The 22111-nt window shown below is 39.5% G+C and carries 19 protein-coding genes; 4 read left to right on the forward strand and 15 right to left on the reverse strand.

All coding sequences use genetic code 11. The features are described from left to right. Positions 1 to 70: 70 nt before the first annotated feature. Entirely contained in the window at positions 71 to 1900 is a 1830-nt protein-coding gene (locus tag ACFSKV_RS09190; RefSeq protein WP_380801670.1) for a phosphoenolpyruvate carboxykinase (GTP), read from the forward strand. 163 nt (positions 1901 to 2063) lie between these two features. Further along, entirely contained in the window at positions 2064 to 3701 is a 1638-nt protein-coding gene (locus ACFSKV_RS09195; RefSeq protein WP_380801672.1) for a carboxylesterase/lipase family protein, read from the forward strand. Between the two features lie 84 nt (positions 3702 to 3785). Here the strand turns inward: ACFSKV_RS09195 and ACFSKV_RS09200 are convergent, their stop codons facing one another. Further along, a complete protein-coding gene (locus ACFSKV_RS09200; RefSeq protein WP_380801674.1) occupies positions 3786 to 4721 on the reverse strand; it encodes a proline iminopeptidase-family hydrolase in 936 nt (311 codons plus the stop codon). A gap of 105 nt (positions 4722 to 4826) precedes the next feature. Continuing rightward, positions 4827 to 5282, reverse strand: coding sequence for a GlcG/HbpS family heme-binding protein (locus tag ACFSKV_RS09205; protein ID WP_380801675.1), 456 nt, complete (start codon positions 5280 to 5282; stop codon positions 4827 to 4829). 128 nt (positions 5283 to 5410) lie between these two features. On the opposite strand from ACFSKV_RS09205, the gene ACFSKV_RS09210 reads away from it, so the two are divergent. Beyond that, positions 5411 to 6514 (forward strand): Gfo/Idh/MocA family protein, encoded by a 1104-nt coding sequence (locus tag ACFSKV_RS09210; RefSeq protein WP_380801677.1) that lies wholly within the window; start codon positions 5411 to 5413, stop codon positions 6512 to 6514. 72 nt (positions 6515 to 6586) lie between these two features. Here ACFSKV_RS09210 and ACFSKV_RS09215 read toward each other — a convergent pair whose 3' ends face one another. The 3 genes from ACFSKV_RS09215 to recG form a co-directional block, all read right to left on the reverse strand. After that, positions 6587 to 7138 (reverse strand): hypothetical protein, encoded by a 552-nt coding sequence (locus ACFSKV_RS09215; RefSeq protein ID WP_380801678.1) that lies wholly within the window; start codon positions 7136 to 7138, stop codon positions 6587 to 6589. Positions 7139 to 7150: 12 nt separating this feature from the next. Next, complete coding sequence (locus ACFSKV_RS09220) at positions 7151 to 7804, reverse strand: hypothetical protein (protein WP_380801680.1); 654 nt, start codon at positions 7802 to 7804, stop codon at positions 7151 to 7153. Positions 7805 to 7947: 143 nt separating this feature from the next. After that, positions 7948 to 10041, reverse strand: coding sequence for an ATP-dependent DNA helicase RecG (gene recG / locus ACFSKV_RS09225; protein ID WP_380801682.1), 2094 nt, complete (start codon positions 10039 to 10041; stop codon positions 7948 to 7950). 144 nt (positions 10042 to 10185) lie between these two features. Here recG and ACFSKV_RS09230 point away from each other — a divergent pair, with 144 nt between their 5' ends. Continuing rightward, positions 10186 to 11994 carry a serine hydrolase gene (locus ACFSKV_RS09230; RefSeq protein ID WP_380801683.1) on the forward strand — a complete coding sequence of 603 codons (1809 nt, stop codon included), beginning with the start codon at positions 10186 to 10188 and terminating at the stop codon, positions 11992 to 11994. 40 nt (positions 11995 to 12034) lie between these two features. On the opposite strand, the gene ACFSKV_RS09235 is transcribed toward ACFSKV_RS09230, so the two are convergent. From ACFSKV_RS09235 to ACFSKV_RS09280, 10 genes are all read right to left on the reverse strand, one after another. After that, entirely contained in the window at positions 12035 to 12487 is a 453-nt protein-coding gene (locus ACFSKV_RS09235; protein ID WP_380801684.1) for a PI-PLC domain-containing protein, read from the reverse strand. Between the two features lie 85 nt (positions 12488 to 12572). Next, positions 12573 to 14837, reverse strand: a complete 2265-nt coding sequence (locus tag ACFSKV_RS09240; protein WP_380801685.1) for an aminotransferase class III-fold pyridoxal phosphate-dependent enzyme — start codon at positions 14835 to 14837, stop codon at positions 12573 to 12575. A 195-nt stretch (positions 14838 to 15032) separates the two neighbouring features. Then, a complete protein-coding gene (locus ACFSKV_RS09245; protein WP_380801687.1) occupies positions 15033 to 15854 on the reverse strand; it encodes a DNA-formamidopyrimidine glycosylase family protein in 822 nt (273 codons plus the stop codon). A 29-nt stretch (positions 15855 to 15883) separates the two neighbouring features. Continuing rightward, positions 15884 to 16747: a histidinol-phosphatase gene (locus ACFSKV_RS09250; protein ID WP_380801688.1), complete on the reverse strand. Its 864-nt coding sequence runs from the start codon at positions 16745 to 16747 to the stop codon at positions 15884 to 15886. Between the two features lie 97 nt (positions 16748 to 16844). Further along, positions 16845 to 17657: a mechanosensitive ion channel family protein gene (locus tag ACFSKV_RS09255; RefSeq protein ID WP_380801690.1), complete on the reverse strand. Its 813-nt coding sequence runs from the start codon at positions 17655 to 17657 to the stop codon at positions 16845 to 16847. A 119-nt stretch (positions 17658 to 17776) separates the two neighbouring features. After that, positions 17777 to 18772, reverse strand: a complete 996-nt coding sequence (locus ACFSKV_RS09260) for an NAD-dependent epimerase/dehydratase family protein (protein WP_380801692.1) — start codon at positions 18770 to 18772, stop codon at positions 17777 to 17779. Positions 18773 to 18816: 44 nt separating this feature from the next. Then, positions 18817 to 19260 carry a hypothetical protein gene (locus ACFSKV_RS09265; RefSeq protein WP_380801694.1) on the reverse strand — a complete coding sequence of 148 codons (444 nt, stop codon included), beginning with the start codon at positions 19258 to 19260 and terminating at the stop codon, positions 18817 to 18819. Positions 19261 to 19470: 210 nt separating this feature from the next. After that, a complete protein-coding gene (locus ACFSKV_RS09270) occupies positions 19471 to 20247 on the reverse strand; it encodes a S1/P1 nuclease (protein WP_380801695.1) in 777 nt (258 codons plus the stop codon). A 150-nt stretch (positions 20248 to 20397) separates the two neighbouring features. After that, on the reverse strand, positions 20398 to 21585 hold the full coding sequence (locus ACFSKV_RS09275; protein WP_380801697.1) for a M20 metallopeptidase family protein: 1188 nt from the start codon (positions 21583 to 21585) through the stop codon (positions 20398 to 20400). Then, the gene (locus ACFSKV_RS09280) at positions 21566 to 22111 is read right to left on the reverse strand and encodes a hypothetical protein (RefSeq protein WP_380801699.1); all 546 of its coding nucleotides are present in this window, start codon (positions 22109 to 22111) and stop codon (positions 21566 to 21568) included. Before ACFSKV_RS09280 ends, ACFSKV_RS09275 begins: the two co-directional genes overlap by 20 nt.

Below are 22111 nucleotides of genomic sequence, written 5' to 3' on the forward strand. Positions count from 1 at the left end.
TAAGTTTGAATAAGGAAACCTATTTAAACCCAAATTTTAACCATTTCATTTTTACTAAAAAATCAGAATTATGATTGCAGAAATCAAAACCGAATTAAAAACCTGGGTGGAGAGAATGGCCGGCCATTTTAAACCTCAAAGTATACATTGGTGTGATGGCTCCCAGGAGGAATATGACAAACTTTGTCAGATGCTAGTTGATAAAGGGACTTTTATCAAACTGAATCCTGAAAAAAGGCCTAACAGTTTTGCTTGTTTTTCGGATCCAAGTGATGTTGCCAGGGTGGAAGATAAAACTTATATCTGCAGTAGGAGAAAAGAAGATGCAGGTCCAACAAACAATTGGATGAACCCTACGGAAATGAAATCCATTTTGGATGAACTGACCTCAGGTAGTATGAAGGGTAGGACCATGTATGTCATTCCTTTCTGTATGGGGCCGGTAGGATCTGCATTCTCCAGATATGGCGTACAGATTACTGATAGTGAATATGTGGTGATCAACATGCGCATCATGACTAGGATGGGTAATCAGGCCATGCCCTATATAGATGAAAATTTTGTAAAGTGTATTCATACGCTTGGTGCTCCTTTAGCTGAAGGCCAGGAAGATGTGAAATGGCCATGCAATCCAAGTGTAAAATATATTTCCCATTTCCCTGAAGAAAAACTGATTATTTCTTATGGAAGTGGTTATGGAGGGAATGCCTTATTGGGAAAAAAATGCTTCGCACTACGCATTGCAAGTTCTATGGGCAGGGAAGAAGGCTGGCTTGCAGAACATATGCTGATTATGGGAGTTGAGAGCCCCCAAAGGGAGAAAAGCTATGTTGCCGCTGCATTTCCAAGTGCCTGTGGAAAGACGAATTTTGCCATGATGGTTCCTCCTGAAAAAATGGAGGGCTGGAAAATTACCACAGTCGGTGATGATATTGCCTGGATACATAAAGGAAAAGATGGAAGATTACATGCCATCAATCCCGAAGCCGGATATTTTGGCGTGGCACCGGGTACGAATTATAAAACCAATCCAAGCGCCATGGAAAGCATCAAGGCCAATACCATCTTTACTAATGTGGCCATCACCAAGGACGGGGATGTCTGGTGGGAAGGAATGACCAAAGATGTGCCTGATGGATTAACTGACTGGCATGGAAAACCCTTTGATAAAAACAGCGGCAAACCTGCAGCACATCCAAACTCCAGATTTACCGCCCCTGCTTACCAAAACCCTGTAATTGATTCTGATTGGGAAAACCCTGATGGGGTACCAATTCTTGCCTTCATTTTCGGAGGCAGGAGAAGTTCTGCTATTCCCTTGGTTTACCAGGCTTTCAACTGGAGTTTTGGAGTATATATGGCTGCAACCATGGGTTCAGAAACCACTGCCGCGGCATTTGGGGAAGTAGGAAAAGTTAGAAGGGATCCTTTCGCCATGCTTCCTTTTATGGGCTACCACATGGGTGATTATTTCAATACCTGGCTACAATTCGGCAGAGATCTACAAAATGCACCAAGGATTTTCGGGGTCAATTGGTTTAGAAAAGACAAAGACGGTAATTTCATTTGGCCGGGATTTGGTGAAAATATGAGAGTCTTGAAATGGATTATCGGAAGATGTAAAGGAAGAATTTCAGCCGTAGAATGCCCTATAGGATGGAGACCAAGGTATAAAGATATGGACTGGAACGGTTTGGAAGACTTCAGCAAGGAAGAATTCGATAGTATTATGGTGATCGAAAGAGAGCCTTGGAAGAAGGAACTTTTGGGTCATTCTGAACTATTTGAACAGTCTTATGATAAAATTCCCAAAGAATTTCTCTTTATGAGGGAACTCATTCTTTCGGCATTATGGAGATCTCCTGAAAAAGTGGGTCTGGCTTCTGAAAGAGGAGAATAAATCAAGAAATTCTCTCCCCACATTTTATTTGATAAAGTGTGGGGATTTTTTTGTCTTTTTCATAATGGAAACATGATAAATAATCACTTGATTTATTGAAGATTTGAAAACGATTGACTATCATTGTGTAGTATATACATAATGATAGTCAATCCCAATAATCATGTCCAATAAACCCATCCTCTATTTTATCCTGTTTATGATTTCACTTGGTTGTACAATGGCACAGGGAAATAATTCCTTCCCTGTTCAAACCACCATAAAAAATGGAGTCATTGAAGGAAATTATGATACCAAAACAGGAATTCAAAAATATTTTGGAATCCCATTTGCCAAACCACCTATAGGTGAACTCCGATGGAAAGCACCCCAACCCATCGACAGCTGGTCAGGGGTGAAAGAAACCAAAGAATTCGGACCAAGACCAGTCCAAAAACTGATCTGGGGAGACATGAATTCCAGATCCAATGGGGTCAGTGAAGACTGTCTTTACCTCAATGTTTGGACTCCGGCAACTAGGAATACCAAAGGATTGCCCGTATTGGTGTATTTCTTTGGAGGTGGTTTTGTAGCAGGTGACGGCTCTGAACCCAGATATGACGGTGAAAATATGGCCAAAGAAGGGATTGTTGTAGTTACCATCAATTATAGATTGGGCGTGTTTGGATTTTTGGCCCACCCTGAATTAAGTGCAGAAGCTCCCTATAAAGCATCCGGTAATTATGGTCTTTTGGATCAGGCATTGGGCTTGCAATGGGTGCAGGATAACATTGCGGCGTTTGGGGGTGATCCTAAAAAGGTGACCATCGCAGGTGAGTCCGCCGGATCCATATCTGTGAGCTATCAAATGGCATCCCCACTTTCAAAAAATCTAATTTCCGCTGCCATTGGAGAAAGCGGGGCAGGAATTACTGCCCTTGCTCCGGTACCTTTGTCGGAAGGTGAAAAAGCTGGGGTGGAGTTTTTTCAAAAATTCGGAGTTAATAGTATAGCTGAGGCAAGAAAACTACCCACCCGTGATCTCTATGAAATGTATAATGAATCGGGAAGGTTCGGATTTCCTGTCGTTTTGGACGGTTACTTATTACCCAAATCTTTGACCGAAATTTTCAATGCCAGAGAACAGGCCCAAGTTCCTTTACTTTTAGGTTGGAATACCCAGGAAAATCCGGCAGCAGCATTCATGCAGGGTCTACCATCCACTAAGGATAACTTTATCAAAAAGGTACAGGAAACCTATCCCAAGGATTATGCCGAAGTCCTGAAACTTTATCCACATGAAACCGAAGAACAGGTAGCTTATTCAGCTATGGACTTGGCAGGGGACAGATTTATTTCCTACAGCACCTGGAAATGGTTTGACCTCCATAGAAAAAATTCCGAGCAGCCTGTGTACCGTTACCTTTATGCCAAATTGAGGCCACCCATGGTGGACCAAACCCTGGAAGCGGGATTGGCAGGTGGAACATCCAAGAGAGCTGACAATGCCCCTCCCAGACCAAAGGATTTAGGGGCACCTCATGCCGCGGAAATAGAATATGCCATGGGCAATTTGGACAGAATTAAAGAATTTGCCTGGACTGCACATGACTATCAGACTTCCGCGACCATGTTTAATTATTTTGCTAACTTTATCAAAACCCATAATCCAAATGGCGAGGGCTTGCCTGAATGGCCAAAAGCTATCGCCAATGACGAAAATCCTCCGGTAATGGTGATTGATACCGAATCCAAAACGGTTAAGTCTAAAAATGATGCCAGGTACAAATTCCATGATAAGTTTTATGGGAACAGCAAATAAGCAAACGTACAAAAAGGCCCAAACCATTTTACAAATTCAGCTTGATTTTTCCCTTTTTTACTCATATTTCTAAAATTTGATTTATTAGTTCTCAATCTTCTCCAAAAACTCCCTAACCGCCTTCAAAGTCGCTTCTTTATTGTCATTTAAGGTACTGTGGGCTGCATCGGGAATTATGGCAAATTGGGAATTGGGTACCAAACTGTGGTAATATTTTACGGTATTTGGCCTCGCTTCATCAAATTCCCCAGTCATCAATAAAACCGGAACTTTGATCTGAGGCAAGTATTCCATCCGGTCGTAATCCCTTAAAGTTCCCGTGGAAGTAAACTCACTGGGTCCCCACATATAAAGGTAAACATTCGCCCCTGAAGCCAGATTCAAATGGCTTCTATCCATTTTGGGCCTTTCTTTTCGGGTCACATATAAGCTGTAATATAATTTAGTAGCTTCCTGATAATCCGGATGTTCGTATTCACCAATTGATTCATGGTACCTGATGACCTGTTGTACCGAATCTGGTAAGGTGGCGATCAGGGTATCGGCATCCGCTATCCACAAATCCGTACTAAATAGGGGACTGCTAAAAATGATGGCTTTGACTTCATCAGGATAAGCCAAATAATAATCCATACCTAACATGGTACCCCAAGAATGGCCATAGAGGATAAAATCTTTCAGCCCAAGATGCTTACGGAGCCGCTCGACCTGATCAACATAATTCTCAATCGTCATTAAGGAGGTATCGGTCAATGCATCTGACCTTCCCGAACCCAACTGTTCCCAAAAAATTATCGGACCATTATATCCCATTTCCTTTAATGGTTCAAATCCAAAACTGGTCCCTCCTGGTCCACCATGCAACAACAAAACAGGCGCTTCGGGACCATTTCCAAAAACTTCATACCAAATCCTTCCTCCATTGACCTCCACATATCCCTCCGAAAGAATAGGAGATTGTTTTTTGCAGGAAAATAATAAGATTAGAAAAAATAGGTAAAGTAGATATTTCCTCTTCATATGTTATTCAATAAGCCTTAGCTCTTCATTTGTTCCAACTTTAAAAAAGAATACTGAAATTGTTAACCTAAAATCCTAAGTTGACTGCAAGGCTATGTTAAATGATTATAATGCCTTTAACCCTGCCTCTGCAATAATGGCATCCTGTGAGGAAGTTACTCCTGAAATTCCGATAGCGCCAACACAAATCCCATCCTTAAATATGGGAATTCCTCCTTCAACTGCCACGGCATTGGGTAAGGACAAAATTCTTGTATTCCCCTCATTTACCGCGTCCTCAAAAACTTTCGTTGGCCTTTTGAAATAAACAGCTGATTTGGCTTTGGCATGAGCGACATCTACACTTCCAATTTGGGTTCCATCCATTTTTCTCAGGAGAATTAAATGGCCGCCACCATCCAAAATGGCAATTACCACATTCCAGTTGTCCTGCTTGGCCCTTGCCTCAGCAGCATCAGCAATGCGTTTTGCTTCATCAAGATTCAGATGGGGTTGTGTATGGTTTTGGGCAAAGGAATTCAGAGATAAAAAAAGAAAGATCAAAAGAAAACAGTATTTCATGGCTAATAGATTTGGTTATTCAATGTGCTTGTTTTCTAATTTAGTCAATTTTTTTGAAGGCCTGCCAAAAAAGCATTAAATTCATCAGCAGCTTTACGTATTCCCTGAAAACCTTAAAACCTATAACCATGAAAAAAATCTCAAGACGCCACACACTCAAGACGATTTCACTTGGAACAGGAATCAGCCTTTTTTCTCCTTTCAGTTTAATGGCATGTAATCCTAAACCAGCAAAAGATAAATTGGGTGTGGCTTTAGTCGGGCTCGGTTATTACAGCACAGACCTTTTAGCTCCTGCACTTCAGCAAACCAAACATTGCTACCTGGCAGGTATAGTAACAGGCACCCCTTCCAAAGCGGAAGATTGGAAGAAGAAATATAATATTCCCGACAAGAATATTTACAACTATCAGAACTTTGACACTATTGCCAATAATCCTGACATTGATGTGGTCTATGTGGTATTGCCCCCTTCCATGCATATGGAGTATACCATCCGGGCGGCTAAGGCAGGAAAACATGTCTGGTGTGAAAAACCTATGGCCGTAACCGTGGAAGAATGCCAGTCCATGATTGATGCCTGTAAGGAAAACAAAGTCAGTCTTGCAATAGGATACCGCTGCCAACATGAACCCAATACCCAGGCATTCCAGGATATTGTCAAAAATGAAAAACTGGGAAAAGTCATAGGAGTGGATTGTGCTGCCGGCTACAGGGAAAACAGAACTAACCACTGGAAACAAAAAAGAGAAATGGGCGGAGGAGTGATTTATGATATGGGTGTTTATTCCATTCAGGGCGCAAGGTTAGGTACCAATATGGAACCCATTGCTATAGAATATGCCAAAGTTTATGCAGAGCGGCCTGAAATTTATAAAGACGGATTGGGAGAGGTAGTGGAAGCCATTTTAGAGTTTCCAAACGGGGTGATGGGCAATATCAAAACTTCCTTTTTTGAAAATGTGAATTACCTGAATATACAATGTGAAAACGGTGCCATTGAAATGTCTCCCTTCCAAGCCTATGCGGGCAATAAAGGGAAAAGCCCCTTGGGTGAAATCAACTTCCCTTATGAGGTTCCCTGGCAACAGGCCAACCAAATGGATCAGGATGCGCTGGCCATCATGGAAAACAGACCTTTGCTGGTGCCCGGAGAAGAAGGCTTAAGAGATATCCGAATTGTGGAAGCGATACTGGAATCGGCTGCTACAGGAAAAAGGGTGCTGATATAACAGCACCCATTTTTCAATAAATCAAAAATTCCTTTGCCCAAAAGAGAGGTTGAATGGATAACACTATACCCATCACTGAAACTCCTCCGCCTGAATTAGAAAAATATCCCAGCCCCTGCCCTCAGGATGCTTATAATTCAATGCATAGGTATTTTTATTCACTTTACGCAAGAAGACATCTTGGTTTAATGTGAGTAGTTCTGAACTTTCTTTACTTTTCACTGTTAGATTACCCTCGGTATCGATTAAAAACGAAAGATTAGGTCCATTTTCAAATGTTGTTGTATCTTCTTCCTGAATTACAAACAATTTACCCTCTTGAATCTCCCAATGTACATCATCTTTTTCCAATTCATCTTTTAATAGAACCATAGAACTATATTTGAACTTTATATAGTTTTTCTGATCGATCCAAGTGCTATCTATTTCAAATTCTTTTTCATTATCATATTTAATTACGTTCACCCATAATCCCTGTAATTCTTTAGGAAAAGTATACATGTTTTTCCTCCAGGAAGGCTGTGGCTTTTCTGACAAAAAATCATCATCCTGGAAATTAGGAAAAATTCCCCTACAGGATACAAGAAGAAATATTGATAGCACTACAATCAAGATTATTCTCATTTTCTATCAACTTTAATTGTCTTCCATTTTGATTATTTCAGGTGTTTTAACCAGATCAAAAGTGTATCTTCTTTTAGTCCGATAATAAGTTCTATCCACACTAAATAATCCATCATTTATTCTTTGAATAATATCTTCTTTAGTCCAAAAAACATCTAATAATTCTCCATCTTTTAACTCTTCAACAACGTCCCTCTTGTAAAGGTATAATACCTCCAATTCTCTGGCTGATTTTCTGACAATAGGATTAACCTTCCAATTATCACCGATCTGTTTGTTTAGGACATAAACATCCTTACTTGCTTTTCTCAAAAACTGGTCTTGATTCAGTTCGAAACTGGATTTCGAAAATTTATAAAAATCTAACTTCCCATTTCTTAATTGGAAAGGTGTAGCGGCTTTGTGAAAAAATAGTTCAGAGGTATTTTCCCACCAAAGCGAATCCGAATTCTCTACATAGAATTCATCTGATTCAAAATGGATAAATGCCTTCTTGGTTACAACATAAAAGCTTTTTTGATCTTTAAATGACCCTCTTAAAGAACTTGGAAATTTATACCTATTTTCAGCATCCACCGGAAGCGGCCGGGAAAAATAAACTTGAGCGCATGAGACGAATGGATAGGACAATCCTGCTATCAAGAAAAGAGAAAATAACCTCAACATTCGCATATGGAAATGCTTTAGTGCTTAACCAAATCTAAAAAATTTCAGCCTAATAATTTACTTACATATCCCTATTTTATTTTTTTAATTGTTGCTTTTACAGGATGTAACGCAACTAAAAATCCGGAACAAGAGCAGCTCTCTTATGAAATCCTACTCCAATTGATCTCATGCTTTTTCTGCGCCCGGATCTGCCGGAGTACCATGGCATGTTCGGGTCGGTCCAATTCAGGATCACCTTGCAATAATTGTTCGGCTGCATCTCTGGCCATGGTAAGTATCGGGGCATCTTTGCTCAAATCTGCAATCAACAAATCCGCTAAACCACTCTGCTGAGTACCCATCAGGTCGCCTGGACCCCTGAGCTTTAGGTCCACATCCGCTATCTCAAAGCCATTATTTGTCCTTACCATGGTTTCCAACCTGATCCTGCTGTCTTTGGACAGTTCATATTTGGTCATCAGGATACAATAGGACTGATCTGCTCCCCGGCCTACCCTTCCCCTTAACTGATGCAGTTGGGACAGTCCAAATCGTTCTGCATTTTCAACAATCATCACAGAAGCATTGGGCACATTTACCCCCACCTCAATCACAGTGGTGGCCACCATAATCTTGGTCTCACCCTTAACAAAACGCTGCATTTCAAAATCCTTATCCGCAGGCTTCATATCCCCATGTACGATACTTACCGGAAATTCCGGAAATGCCCTGCAAATGCTTTCATAGCCGTCCATAAGGTTTTTAAGATCCATGGTTTCAGATTCCTGGATCAAAGGATAGACCACATACACCTGTCTGCCTTCCTGAATCTGCTTGCGCATAAAGCCAAAGACTTTCAATCGGTCCTTGTCATAGCGGTGTACGGTCTGTATAGGCTTCCTTCCTGCCGGTAATTCATCTATTACCGATATGTCAAGATCTCCATACAAAGTCATGGCCAAAGTCCTTGGAATCGGCGTAGCAGTCATCACCAAAACATGTGGATAAAAATGCTCGTTCTTGGCCCAAAGTTTCGCCCGTTGGGCTACTCCAAAACGGTGCTGCTCATCTACGATGGCCAAACCCAGATTCCTGAACTGCACCACATCTTCCAACAAAGCATGTGTGCCAATTATGATGTGCAGGTCTCCGGAAAGCAGCATTTCATGGATCACTTTTCTGGCAGGTTTTTTCGTAGACCCTGTCAACAGGGCAATATTTAAACCCATCAGGTCAGCATATTCCTTCAGACCTTCATAATGCTGATTGGCCAAAATTTCAGTTGGTGCCATCAAACAGGATTGAGCTCCTGAACTGATGGCGATCAAAATACAGATAAAGGCTACCATGGTCTTCCCACTGCCCACATCTCCCTGAATCAACCGGTTCATTTGCTTCCCAGACTTCATATCTGTAAATGCTTCTCTGACAACTCTTTTCTGAGCTTCGGTCAGCTGAAAAGGTAAATGTTCTTTGTAGAACTTTGTCAACAAATCGGTTTGATTGAGCACCTGTCCATGGGACTTTTCGGTGCGGGTGAGTTTAAGCTTCAGCAGCCTGAGTTGTATAAAGAAAAACTCCTCAAACTTCAACCTGAACCTTGCTCTTTTCAAAATTTCAGGATTGTCCGGAAAATGGATCTGTTTTAGGGCATCTCTTTTTGAAATCAGGTTAAATCGGTGCAAAATGTCCACAGGCAAGGTCTCCTGAACCTGTGGATAAGCTACTTGAACCAAGCCTTCCATGATTTTGGAGATGCCTTTGGAATCTAAATACCTAGATCTCAATTTCTCAGTCGTAGAATATACCGGTTGGAAAAAACTTTTCTCTTCCTGAACTTGGGAAAGGGGCTCCATTTCCGGATGAGCAATACTGAATTTTCTTCCGTACCGATTGGGTTTACCATAAAAAACAAAGGCAGGGCCAATCACCAATTTTTTCACTACCCATTGCAGGCCTTTGAACCAGGTGAGTTCCATCTCACCCGTTTCATCAAAGATATGGGCTACCAGTCTTTTTCTCCTCCCATCTCCTATGGTTTCTACCGAACGGATTTTGGCAATTACCTGCACATTTTCAAGGTCCTCAGTGATTTCCCTGATTTTGTAAAATTTGGTCCTGTCTTCGTAACGGAAAGGATAATGTTGTAACAGTTCCCCATAGGTAAAAATATTCAGCTCCTTGTTGATCAAGGTTGCTTTTTGGGGACCTACTCCACGGAGGTATTCAATTTTGGTATCAAAAAAACCGGACAAGTGAGATTAATTTATGACTTTATAAATTGATCATTTTCGTAAAAGTAATAAATCACCTGAATGGACAGGAAAATAAAAGTAGAAATGACGGCATAATTTAGTTATTTTTAATCCTCTCATTCATAAATAAAAATCTCAGCTCCCATGAAAAAATTTTTCCTCCTACTCGCCTTTGCTTTTTTCTCCAATGTTTCTTTTTCGCAAATTCCTGATAACTGGCAAACAGGATTGGATGAGGAACTTTCTCAACTTTTGGAGGATTGGAAAGTTGCCGGTTTTACAGTGGCTGTAGTGGATAAAGACAAAATCATTTACGCCAATGGATTTGGTTACAAAGACTATGAGAAAAAACTTCCTATAACCACCAATACACTTTTTGCCATAGGATCGAGCAGTAAGGCATTTACTTCAGGGCTTTTGGGAATTTTAGCTGAAGAAATGAAACTCTCTTTTGACGATAGCCCTATCAATTATATTCCTGAACTAAGGTTTAATAATGATGAAATGAATAACCAGATTACCATCAGGGACATCATAACCCACCGGACAGGACTTCCCAGACATGACTTGAGCTGGTATTTGTTTTCCACAAATTCCAGGGACTCCCTGATGCAGCGTATTCAATACCAGGAACCCTTTGCCAAAGTGAGAGAGAAATGGCACTACAATAATTTCATGTTTTTAACCCAAGGAGTAATTACAGAGAAAATCACCGGAAAAAGTTGGGAGGAAAATCTCCAGGATAAGTACTTCGGGCCTCTGGAAATGAAGACCACCAATGCAGTGATAGATGGTCTGAGAAAAGGTAATGATGCTTCTTTTGGTTATCAGGTCAAACAGGATTCCCTGATCGAAAAAATGGATTACTATGACATTGCTGCCATGGGTCCTGCAGGAAGTATCAACAGCTCTGTGAATGAAATGTCCAATTGGCTGATTACCTGGATCAATGGAGGAAAATTCAAGGATAAACAAATTCTTCCGGAAGCTTATGTCAAGGAAGCTATCAGTCCCCAAATGATTATGGCTAATAGTATCCCAGACAAAGAATTTCCGGATATGCATATCAGTACTTATGGATATGGTTGGATGATCTCTTCTTATAAAGGACATTACCGTGTGGAACATGGAGGTAATATTGACGGCTTTTCTGCCAATGCCGCCTTTTTTCCCATGGATAGTGTAGGCATTGTAGTGCTATCCAACCAAAATGGCTCCGTGATTCCTTCTTTGGTCAGGAATATGATTTCAGACAGGATTCTTCAAGTCACTCCTACAGATTGGAATAAATATTACCTTGAAAGGTCAGAAAAAGCAAAAGCAGCTTCCAAGGAGGCATCTTCTAGTCAAAGCTCCAATCAAAAAAAGGGAACAAGACCCTCTCATAACCTAACAGAATTTGCAGGCGATTATTCCAATCCGGGATATGGAACCATGGAGGTATATGTGGAAAAAGATTCTTTGATGGCCCGTGTAAAAACAAGAAAAATGTGGCTTAAACACTACCATTACAATATTTTTACCCCATATGCTATTACTGATGGCAAAGTGGACACTACCCAAAATATCCCCATAATGTTCAATTTCAGGACGAATGACCAAGGAGACATTTCCAGCATGAGCGCTAAATTGGAACCAACTGTTGAACCTATAGAATTTAAAAGAAATCCTAAGGTCATTGAAGTTGATGAAAAATCCTTGGAAAGATTGGTAGGTGAGTATGACCTGGCCGGAATGGTTTCTAAATTCTATACCAAACCAAGTCAGCCCAAAACTCTTTTCTTATTTGTGACAGGCCAACCTGAATATGAGCTCTTACCGATAGGAAAAGACAAGTTCAGTTTAAAAATTTTGGAAGGATTTACCATTGAATTTTTAGAGGATGAAAATGGAAATATCAAAGAAGCAAAATTTATCCAACCCAACGGTGTCTTTATCGCGAAAAGGAAATAAATGTTAATTTATTTATTCCGGCATGTAGCCTTGTGATCTATCAAATATTGATTTTCACATTTAGCTGCCTCCCATTCTTTTTGGCGTTTTCATCCTGGGCTGCACCAACCCCTAACCCAATCGACAATCCAAAGGGAATACCAAGACTAATAAAAGCCATATTGTCTAAGGCAATCCCAAACATGACACCAAATGGAATACCAAAAGCTGCCATTCCCAATGCCATCCATTGATTTTGATAATAACCAATAGGGACAAGTTTGGCTTCTTTTTCCACAAGCGCTACAATTTTTGACCGAGCTTTTTTAAGCTTGGGGATGAAAGTTTTTTCATCCTTTTCATAAAGATTAATTTGATCAATTATAAGGTTGATCTTTTCTACCAATTTTGCCTCTATTTTCTTTTCTTCTAAAGCATTAACATAGGCCATAAAAGATTGTATAGAACCTTTTTCCGATAGACTTTCAGGAAACTGTAATTGCTTGAATTTCATATAACTTTTTTCAAAAATAAACCTTCCCAGTAAATTGAAATAAATAAATTGACCAAAAGCAGAATTTCCCTGATAGAAAAAGAAATCAAATGATTCTTTTCAAAATATTATCCATTTCCTCCACCACTTGAAGGGCATTGTCCTTGGTGAATACCAAAGGTGGCTTGGTCTTTAGGACGCTGTCTTTAGGGCCATCGGTGCTGATGAGAATATTTCTTTCTCTGAGTTCATTTTTGATCAACTTAGCCAACTGAGGATCTTCCTCTTTGGTTCCTGATTTGACCAAATCCACCCCAAGAAATAACCCTGATCCTCTCACATCCCCAATACAGTCGTATTTCTTTTGGAGGGCTTCCAATAAGGATTTGTAATAATCTCCTACTTTTTTGGCATTTTCCTGTAAACCTTCCTCCTCAATTACTTCCAAAACTGCCAGGCCTATGGCACAGGAAACAGGATTACCGCCAAAAGAACTGAAAAACTCCACTCCCTTTTCAAAAGATTCAGCAATTTCCTTTGTACAGACCACAGCACCCATAGGATGACCATTACCCATGGGTTTGCCTAAAACAACCATATCAGGAACTATTCCATACTGTTGGAAGCCCCAAAAATGATCTCCAATTCTCCCGAATCCGGTTTGTACCTCATCTGAAATACAAAGTCCTCCCAGTTTTCTGATGGCAGGATAAAGTGCCTCCAGATATCCATTTGCCAGTGGAACCTGTCCTCCACAGCCCACAATTGGTTCGGTAATAAAAGCTGCTATAGGTTGGGAATACATTTGCATTTGCTGAATTGCCTCCTCTCCATATGCCCTACCTGCTATGCCATTATTTTCAGTAAAATGTCCCCTGAATGTATCCGGTAAACAGGCTTTGAGAATGTTTTCTTTCTGTCCTTGCCCTTTGGGGTTGGAAAATTTGTAATCTGAAATATCTATGGAAATCTGGGTATTGCCATGATATCCATGCTCCATCACCATAATGGCTTCTCTTTTGGTATGCCATTTTGCCATTCTTATAGCCAGATCACTTGCTGCACTTCCGGAATTGACAAAAAAGACTCTGTTCAATGAGGGAGGAAATTTAGCCAATAATTTTTCGGCATAAGCGGGCAAAATGTCATAGAGATATCGTGTATTGGTATTGAGCTTTGCCATTTGTCGCTGGCCTGCCTCTACCACCTTTGGGTGGGAGTGTCCCACATGTGGAATATTGTTATAAGCATCCAATAAAGTATTTCCATAGGCATCATACATGTATTGGAAGGCAGCTCCTTCCATTTTGATAGGCTTGCTGTAACTGACGGATAAGATGCTGCTCAAATACTGGTTTCTGTATGCCAAACTTTCTTCCAGAGAAGGAACCTTCCTACTGCCAAATCCAAGCTCCGATCGGAACCTGTTTTCGGCTTCAATCGGATTGATCCGCAACCACCCATAAAGCATTTTCCATGCATTTTCTTCACTGACAGAAACATATGTGTTTTCAGGATCTGTTTTTTTGGCATGCGCCGAATTACAAACACTGATACATAACCTAGCTGCGATAAGGTAATATAACAGGTCCAATTCTTTTTCTTCAAGGGGAATTACGGAATTATACCCTTTTAATAGCTCAACCGCATACCCCAGATAGTCTGTCTTGTCATAAGCCGCATAAGTCATGGCTACCGCCACCTCCTGAATCAACGGGCCATAAGTCAAATCACCAAAATCAATCAGGGCCAAATCCTGATTATCCCTGATCAGAATATTCCATTCGTTGGCATCATTATAAATAAAGGATTTTCTCAAGCCTGAAAGATGTGGTCTGACATTTTCCTCAAACTGTAGGAAAAAAAACCGAACAGTATTCCTGTCATTGATCGAAGGAATATCTTCAAGATATTTTTGTACCAATTCCAAGTATTGAATATCCCATTCCCATTTCCGGGATTGAAATAAATAACTTTTTTGTTTTCCAAGTTCCAGATCTAATTCGGCTAAAAAAAAGCCCAAAGACCAATACATCGGCTTTGAAGGATTCTGGTCTCCCATGAATTTCCCGTCCAAAAAAGTCAATAACCTGCCAATCAGCTTTTGCCCATCAAATTCAAGCAGTTTGACATAATTTCCATCCTCGAAGGGAACAGGTTCGGGAATCCTTCCAAAAAACCTTTTTTGCAGAGCATGCAAAAATTCTGTCTCCGCCTGCACCAAATCAAAGGTTTCTGCGGTATATGGATAGGTTTTAAATATATATCTTCCCCTGTCTGTTTCTACTAAATAGTTGACATTGTCATAACCATTTAATTTTTGAAGTTCCACCGTGTGAAACCCAAATGATACTTTTAACAGATCATGCATGGGAAAGGGTTTTTCAATTCCCTTACAATATCATGAAAAAAATAAAAATTGTTTATACGCTATTTTGCAACTTGGCTAATATTATTTCTTTGCTATTCACTTCTAAATTTTGAAAAATATTGGTCTTAAAAAATTTTTTTTCCTTTGCTGGTTTACCTTGATGACTAGATTAAGGAGAACTATAATATCATGCATTTACAGTTTCTGGCAGTATGGGCAGAAATAAACCGCTCCTCCCATATAGGCTTCCTTCACTATTTTTCCTCCACAATTCGGACATGGTTGATCCAAAGTGTTTTTTGATAGAATTGTTTTGTACCCTCCATTTTTCCCATATAGGTCCTTTTCCGTATCCCTTCCTCCCTGTTCAGTCATTTTCCTGAGAGTGGTTTTCAGGCTATGGAAAAGTTCTTCTTTTTCAAATTCGGTCAAACTTGACTTCTTTTTTTTGGGGTGGATACCGGCATTGAATAAGATATCCTGCAAAACCCCATTGCCTAAACCCGGAATTCTTTGTTCAGTAGCCAGCAAAGCTTTTGCGGAAATGTCTTTTGCGGCATCAAGGATTCCATAAAAATGACTCTCATCAAAAGCCTCATCTAAAGGAGAGATGGCATTCAAACTTCCAATATGGTATTTATTTTCAAGACTACCTTTGAAAGCCATAATACCTCCATACATGGCCACTGTAAAAGCCAAACAGGTTCCATCTTCAAAAACCAACAATAATTGATGCTTTTTGGGTGCCTCTTTCACATTCTGGATTAACCTCAAATTCGTGCCATCACTGACCGACAAACTGACATCGCTGTCAAAATGAATATCCACAAACATACCATGTCCATGCACGGATTCGATTTTCCTGCCTTCAAGTAATTTGGGGTAATCTTTGGGATCACCTTCAAACCATGCCAATTTATGGACATAGCTAGGAGGAAAAACTTTGATCACTTTTTTCCCCTTCAGTGCCTTAACGGCCTGTAAACTGAGTGTTTTGGATTCCGGGATTTCTATCATAACCCAAGTGTTTGAACAACATATTTATTTTACCAATGTATTCCACTTAAATCAAAAGGCCTTGCCTGCCAGGTATTATTTTTCAACACCATCAATTCATTGAATCCTATTTGTTTCAAGAGTTTAGCAGTATTTTCAAATTCTCCGATAATTTCTTTTGGATGATGGGCATCGGAATTGAGACAAACCGGAAGACCAAAATCCTTAAGCAATTGCAGTCCAAATATTCCGGGATAGGTTTCTGAAGCCCTTTTCTTATATAAGCCTCTGGTATTCACTTCAACAATCACCCCTGATTTCGCAGCAACTTCTAAGGTCTGTTTTAAAAGATCTATATACCAAGCTTCACTTTCACTGAAAAAAAAACTATGATGGTTTTGCATTTTGATTTTGTCTACATGACCCAAAATTGTAGGACAATCATTTTCAAGCATCTGGATAGTATAGTCAAAATACTTTTCCAAAACACACCGGATATCATTGTCAAAAATTTCATTTAGGCCTTTCTCAAATGTCAACAAAGGACCATCAATTTCCCAAGGAATTCCATCTTCAAAAGCATCGATAAAGTGAACTGAACCTATGGAATAATCCAATTCCAAATCTTCTGTCCATTTATTAATGACTCCGGATTGCTCAGGAAAGAAATCAATTTCCATGCTTTTGTAAATCTCAATCTGATCGGAGAATTTTTCTTTTGCCAATTGAATATCCCTTAAATACAAAGGCATATCGGTTACATTCATTGACCATTTATTTTCAAAGAAAACTGGACTATGGGAAGAAAAACCCATGCTGATGATACCTTCACGGATGGCATTCTCCACATGGGTTTCAATATCTTCCACCCCATCACAGTATTTACAATGGTTATGATAATTGGTCCAAGGCATGGTTTATTTGTTTACTTCAATTTCAAACCTAATTAACAAAAAACCGGCATCTCAAAGAAGCCGGTTTTAAATTTTTCTAAACTTGAAATTCCCTTAATCAAGGTTTATTAATGATAACTCTTGTAGGTATTGGTCCATCAACTCCATTTTTAGAAAATGCCTCCCTTACCTGTTCCTGAACTGAAAAAAACACATCCCAGTAGTGTTCTGGAGTTGCATAGGGCCTTATAGCCAGGGTAACCATACCATCCCCAACTTTCAATACATTCACACTAGGGGCAGGATCCTTTAAAACGAATTCATGGGAATCCAAAACATCCATGACCACTTTTTTGGCTTTGACTAAATCACTATCAGGGGCTATTGCCATGCTGATATCTACTCTGAGGTTACCATGCCTGGTCAGGTTGATTATCGTATTGTTTGAAACGGCTCCGTTTGCTAAAATGACAGTTTTATTTTCAGGAGTAAGCAAGACCGTATTGAAAATCTGTATTTCAGTCACAACACCCAGTTGCCCATTGGACTCAATTAGGTCCCCGACTTTAAAAGGTTTAAAAACCAGAATCAATACTCCTCCGGCAAAATTGGCCAAAGAACCCTGCAGGGCAAGACCTACTGCCAAACCCAAGGCACCGATAACTGCAATAAAGGAGGTGGTTTGTATGCCAAGCATACCGGCAACGGATACCAAAAGAAGGACTTTAAGGCCTACTGAAACCAGACTGCTGAAAAATGAGTGAAGGGAAACATCGATACCCTTTTTGTTGAGACCTTTGGAGATCAAACTGGAAATATAATTGATCACATATAGACCAACTATAAATACCAATATCGCTCCCACCAATTTTGGGACAAAAACTACCGCCCAATCCATAAAACTTGAAGCATAATTGGATAAATCTTCCATAGCGAATTCTTTAAATTGTTTGATTAAAAGATTAAATAGTAGCTAACCAATGAAAAGTATATAAAAATAAACAATAAGTGGTTGATAATAGCCACTTTCTGCAAAAATTATAAATTTCATTAAAATTTAATTTTTTTATTTTTCTTAAAAAAATCAATGGCTTCAGTTATCCCCTTTTCGATTGGATAATACCTGATTTTCAAATATTTTTTGGATTTATCATTGGAATAAAAATTATTGATACACACAATCAACATATTCGCTTTGCTCAGACTGGTTTTGATCCTGAAATTTCTTAGAATTTCCCCAAATAATCCAAATAAAACCAGAACTGCTTTCGGTATTTTAATGAAAATGGGTTTTCTGCCTACCATTGTGCTAAGCTTTTCGAAAAACTCCTTGTAAGTTAAGTTCTCTCCTGCCAAAATATATTTTTCACTATTTCTCCCCAATTCCATACATCTGACTAATCCTAGGGCGGCATCTTTTGCATTTACAAAGTTTTTCCCTCCAGGTGGATAAAAAATGATTTTATTATTCAATCCCATTAAAATAATTCGTCCAGAACTGGGTTTGGTATCATAAGACCCAAGCATAAAAGTCGGATTTGCAATGATGATATCAATCCTATCTGAATATTGTAATATCTTCTCCTCAGCCTCCAATTTACTTAAAGCATAAAATGATTGGTCATATGGGGATTTCATAGGTTGGTGTTCCTCGCCTTTATTGAAGTCATCAGCGTATCCAATGGTATTGGCTGTGCTCACGAATATGAACTTTTCGAGCTTTTGGTCTATAGCAGCATGTAAAAGGTTCAGGGTACCTTTTACATTTGTCTCCTGGTAATCCGAATAATTTAATAGGTCAGGAGATGTCTCCGCTGCCACATGGATGACAAATGAACAGTCTTTCAATGAATTCCTCAAATCATCAAAAAGACTTCCTTTAACCAGTTCAAGATGTGGATGCCTAAAGCCCACATAAGTAGCGGGATTACGCACCAATCCTTTGACATGGTAATCAAGGTTCAGGAGTTCTTCAATCAGGTTACTTCCCAACAAACCATTTGAACCCGTGACAAATACTTTTTTTATGGGTTTAATTTCATCCATTTAGTTCATATTTAAGAACATAAAAAAATCGGTTTCCAAAGGTATCAATCATTGCTACTATCTTCCTTATAAGCAAAAACCAAATACCATTTACTCCCATGTAATTCAAACCTGTAGGCTGCATGATATTCCAGGTTTTCTGACCAGATTTCCTGCTCAAAATACTTTTTTTTCCGCTTAGTTTTAGTTTTATAATGAGAAGCATCAAAATCCTGAATTTTGGTGGTCATATAATCCCAGTTATCCAATGTCCATGGGGTTTCCTGCCCATTAATTTTCTTCATTCCTAATAATGGATCCTTCAACCTTGATAGCTGAAATATGCTGTCTTGATGAAACCTGGAATAAAACACATCAAAATTCTCCGGTGGGCCCCCTTTAATCTTGACCATACCTTTTGGTTTCTTTTGTCCGTAAAGGTCATGAGAATAAAATAAAGCAGACATAATCATAAAAAAAATAAAGGAAAGTCCGCTCCAATTATTCATGTTTTAAAACCTTTTGGCAGGTAGATTACTATTTATCCTTACTTTACTACATTTTATGTAAGAATGTTATCCTAAATTCTCTATCAAAATTGATATTGTCAAGTATTGAAAAAGATAAATCAACCCCAAATGACTCTTTTGTTTCAATAAAATGAAAAAGCCGGCTAAAATTTTTAGCCGGCCCTGTTTTTTTACCCTAAATATCTCTTTCTATCCGTAAATCTCCTCCAAAACCTGTGCTAAGCGTATACCTCCTGCAATCAATCGCTCTTCAACATGATGGTAATGCTTGTAGATATATTCATAACCTATTCTTCCATTTTCAGGAATGTCATACATTGCCGGCCTAATTGCTACAGCTTCTCTCAACCAGTCTGCCGGGGTTTTGGAAGTGTATTTTTGGATAAGCTCTGGATTGATACGTTTTTGAAATTCAGTAGCCATTTCGGTATAACTCATTTTCTTCCCTTCAATCAGATCGGAATCCCATACCGCATGAATATTGGTCTCTTTGTTGAAAAAACTCACTTTTACATCATTTCCTCCCCGATCTCCCGGTTTTCCTACATGGAAAGGCTGATGTAAATCCCCTACAATATGGATCAACATCCTCAATTGGTCTCTTTCCTCCTCAGGGCTCAGGCCTCCTTTTTTTAGGGTTTCTTTAATCTTCAAAAAAGCAGCATACGCATCCCCTGTTGGTTCCTGGATTTTGGGATCATATTCCCCATCAACAGTGGTAACCCAATGCCAGGTATAAGTATAATCGTATTTTTTATCAGATCGTATATTGTCCATCCATACTCCCACTCCTGAAATAGATTCATGGTTAAGGATAGCTTCAACCTTGGATACTGTTTGGGGTTTCATCTGCCATTCTGCCAATTTTCCGATTACATAGTGACCAATAGGACCCCAGGCAAAAGAACTGGTCTGGGAACTGATGACCAATAAAATGGCCAGGGTTAAATGTTTGGTTGTCTTCATATGTTGATTGATATAAGGTAGAAATATGATGGAAATAAATTTGAAATACGATAGAAATAGGGTTTAAATAGTCTTAATTTCCCCTATTTGAATATATTTCGCATCAGCATATTTCAAAATATTTCACCAGCCTTTGACTGGCATATTTCATTAAGAATTTAATTCATTCACAGCAATAAAAGCCATCAAACCCGCTCCAATTTCCAATGCATCTTCATCTATGTCAAAGGTAGGTGTATGTACTCCTGAAATGATTCCCTTGGACTCGTTTCTGGTTCCAAGGCGATAAAAACAACCATCAATTTCCTGGGTGTAATAGGAAAAATCTTCTGCGGCCATCCAGATATCCAGATCCAGCACATTTTCTTCTCCTAAATAATCAACAGCTGCTGATTGTGCCCTTCCTGTTAATTCATCTGCATTTTTTAGAAATGGATATCCTTTTCTTACTTCAAAATCCAGCTCTCCTCCCATTCCTTCAACTATTCCTTTAGCTATTTTCACCATTTGGATATGGGCTTTAGCTCTCCATTCTTCATTGAGAGTCCGGAACGTTCCCTGAATTTTTACCTCATTGGGAATGATGTTGGTCGCTCCCAAAGCCTCCACCCTTCCGAAGGAAAGCACTGATGGGATTTTGGGAGAAGCATTTCGGCTAACTACCTGTTGCAGGGCAACAATCATATGGGAAGCTATTAATACCGGATCCACCAAGGTTTCCGGCATAGCTCCATGACCTCCTTTACCTTTTACAGTGATATACAATTCATCAGCACTGGCCATGTACATCCCTTTTCTGAAACCCACCTTTCCAACTTGAATCAATGGCATTACATGTTGCCCAATAATACCGGAAGGTCTTGGGTTTTCCAAGGCTTTATCTTTGATCATGAGGGAAGCACCACCGGGGATCAACTCCTCACCAGGTTGAAAAATCAATTTGACAGTTCCTTCAAACTCATTTTTGATTTCATGAAGGATTTTTGATACCCCTAACAGGGATGCCGTATGTACATCATGGCCACAAGCATGCATTACTCCCGGATTCGTAGATTTGTAGGAAACCTCATTCTGCTCTACAATCGGCAAGGCATCCATATCTCCTCTAAGGGCGATTGTTTTCGAACTTGGATTTTTCCCCTCTATCAAAGCCACAAGACCTGTATCTGCCTTTTTTTCAATGTTAGTGATGCCGAAACTTTTCAACTTTTCTTCTACAAAAGCTGAAGTCTGGTACTCCTGAAAGGATAACTCGGGATGGGCATGTAAATGCCTCCTATTGGCAATAATTTCAGCCTTATACTCTTTAGCTAATTGCTTAATTCTGTCTTTGACCATCCTCTATTGGATCTGGGTTTACATAACCCTCTCTTTGAAATCTGTCCTGGATAATTCTTGCCGAGGGGAATTGTTCTTTTAGTTGATGATAGTAAGGTTGTGCTTCTATCCTATTGATAAATTTACCGATTTTGACCAAATACCTGGGCTGCTGATACTGCATTTCTGATTTCATTTCAGGAAAATAGGTGTACAGATCATTTCTGGTTTTGAATGCCTGATCTCTGTCCACTCCACTGTAGATCAATACCGTAAATCCACTCCAATATCTTTCAGCTCTATAGGTCTCAACCAAATTATTTATCGAGACTTCCAAATCTTCATCCACAGCCAATGACCCTTGTATAGGTGCTTGTGCTTCTGATTTTTTTGCCTGTTCCACCAAATCAGGAAATTGAATTAGGGTTTCTGAAAGATCTTCCTGATAGTTTTCATAAATATCTGGTTTAGATACTGTTTTTTTAGCTCCTGCACAGGAACCCAATAAAAATACTAAGGCAATGTATACTGAAAGTGACCGTTTCAT

The sequence above is a fragment of the Shivajiella indica genome (assembly GCF_042683085.1).
Lineage (GTDB): Bacteria > Bacteroidota > Bacteroidia > Cytophagales > Cyclobacteriaceae > Shivajiella > Shivajiella indica.

What these genes read in the sequence shown, in the direction of transcription:
- ACFSKV_RS09220 (WP_380801680.1), bottom strand. Translation starts at nt 7,804, where the DNA reads ATGTTGAGGTTATTTTCTCTTTTCTTGATAGCAGGATTGTCCTATCCA.
- ACFSKV_RS09265 (WP_380801694.1), bottom strand. Translation starts at nt 19,260, where the DNA reads ATGAATAATTGGAGCGGACTTTCCTTTATTTTTTTTATGATTATGTCT.
- ACFSKV_RS09240 (WP_380801685.1), bottom strand. Translation starts at nt 14,837, where the DNA reads ATGCATGATCTGTTAAAAGTATCATTTGGGTTTCACACGGTGGAACTT.
- ACFSKV_RS09235 (WP_380801684.1), bottom strand. Translation starts at nt 12,487, where the DNA reads ATGAAATTCAAGCAATTACAGTTTCCTGAAAGTCTATCGGAAAAAGGT.
- ACFSKV_RS09245 (WP_380801687.1), bottom strand. Translation starts at nt 15,854, where the DNA reads ATGATAGAAATCCCGGAATCCAAAACACTCAGTTTACAGGCCGTTAAG.
- ACFSKV_RS09260 (WP_380801692.1), bottom strand. Translation starts at nt 18,772, where the DNA reads ATGGATGAAATTAAACCCATAAAAAAAGTATTTGTCACGGGTTCAAAT.
- ACFSKV_RS09215 (WP_380801678.1), bottom strand. Translation starts at nt 7,138, where the DNA reads ATGAGAATAATCTTGATTGTAGTGCTATCAATATTTCTTCTTGTATCC.
- ACFSKV_RS09280 (WP_380801699.1), bottom strand. Translation starts at nt 22,111, where the DNA reads ATGAAACGGTCACTTTCAGTATACATTGCCTTAGTATTTTTATTGGGT.
- ACFSKV_RS09250 (WP_380801688.1), bottom strand. Translation starts at nt 16,747, where the DNA reads ATGCCTTGGACCAATTATCATAACCATTGTAAATACTGTGATGGGGTG.
- ACFSKV_RS09275 (WP_380801697.1), bottom strand. Translation starts at nt 21,585, where the DNA reads ATGGTCAAAGACAGAATTAAGCAATTAGCTAAAGAGTATAAGGCTGAA.
- ACFSKV_RS09210 (WP_380801677.1), top strand. Translation starts at nt 5,411, where the DNA reads ATGAAAAAAATCTCAAGACGCCACACACTCAAGACGATTTCACTTGGA.
- ACFSKV_RS09200 (WP_380801674.1), bottom strand. Translation starts at nt 4,721, where the DNA reads ATGAAGAGGAAATATCTACTTTACCTATTTTTTCTAATCTTATTATTT.
- ACFSKV_RS09270 (WP_380801695.1), bottom strand. Translation starts at nt 20,247, where the DNA reads ATGAAGACAACCAAACATTTAACCCTGGCCATTTTATTGGTCATCAGT.
- ACFSKV_RS09190 (WP_380801670.1), top strand. Translation starts at nt 71, where the DNA reads ATGATTGCAGAAATCAAAACCGAATTAAAAACCTGGGTGGAGAGAATG.
- ACFSKV_RS09255 (WP_380801690.1), bottom strand. Translation starts at nt 17,657, where the DNA reads ATGGAAGATTTATCCAATTATGCTTCAAGTTTTATGGATTGGGCGGTA.
- ACFSKV_RS09195 (WP_380801672.1), top strand. Translation starts at nt 2,064, where the DNA reads ATGTCCAATAAACCCATCCTCTATTTTATCCTGTTTATGATTTCACTT.
- ACFSKV_RS09230 (WP_380801683.1), top strand. Translation starts at nt 10,186, where the DNA reads ATGAAAAAATTTTTCCTCCTACTCGCCTTTGCTTTTTTCTCCAATGTT.
- ACFSKV_RS09205 (WP_380801675.1), bottom strand. Translation starts at nt 5,282, where the DNA reads ATGAAATACTGTTTTCTTTTGATCTTTCTTTTTTTATCTCTGAATTCC.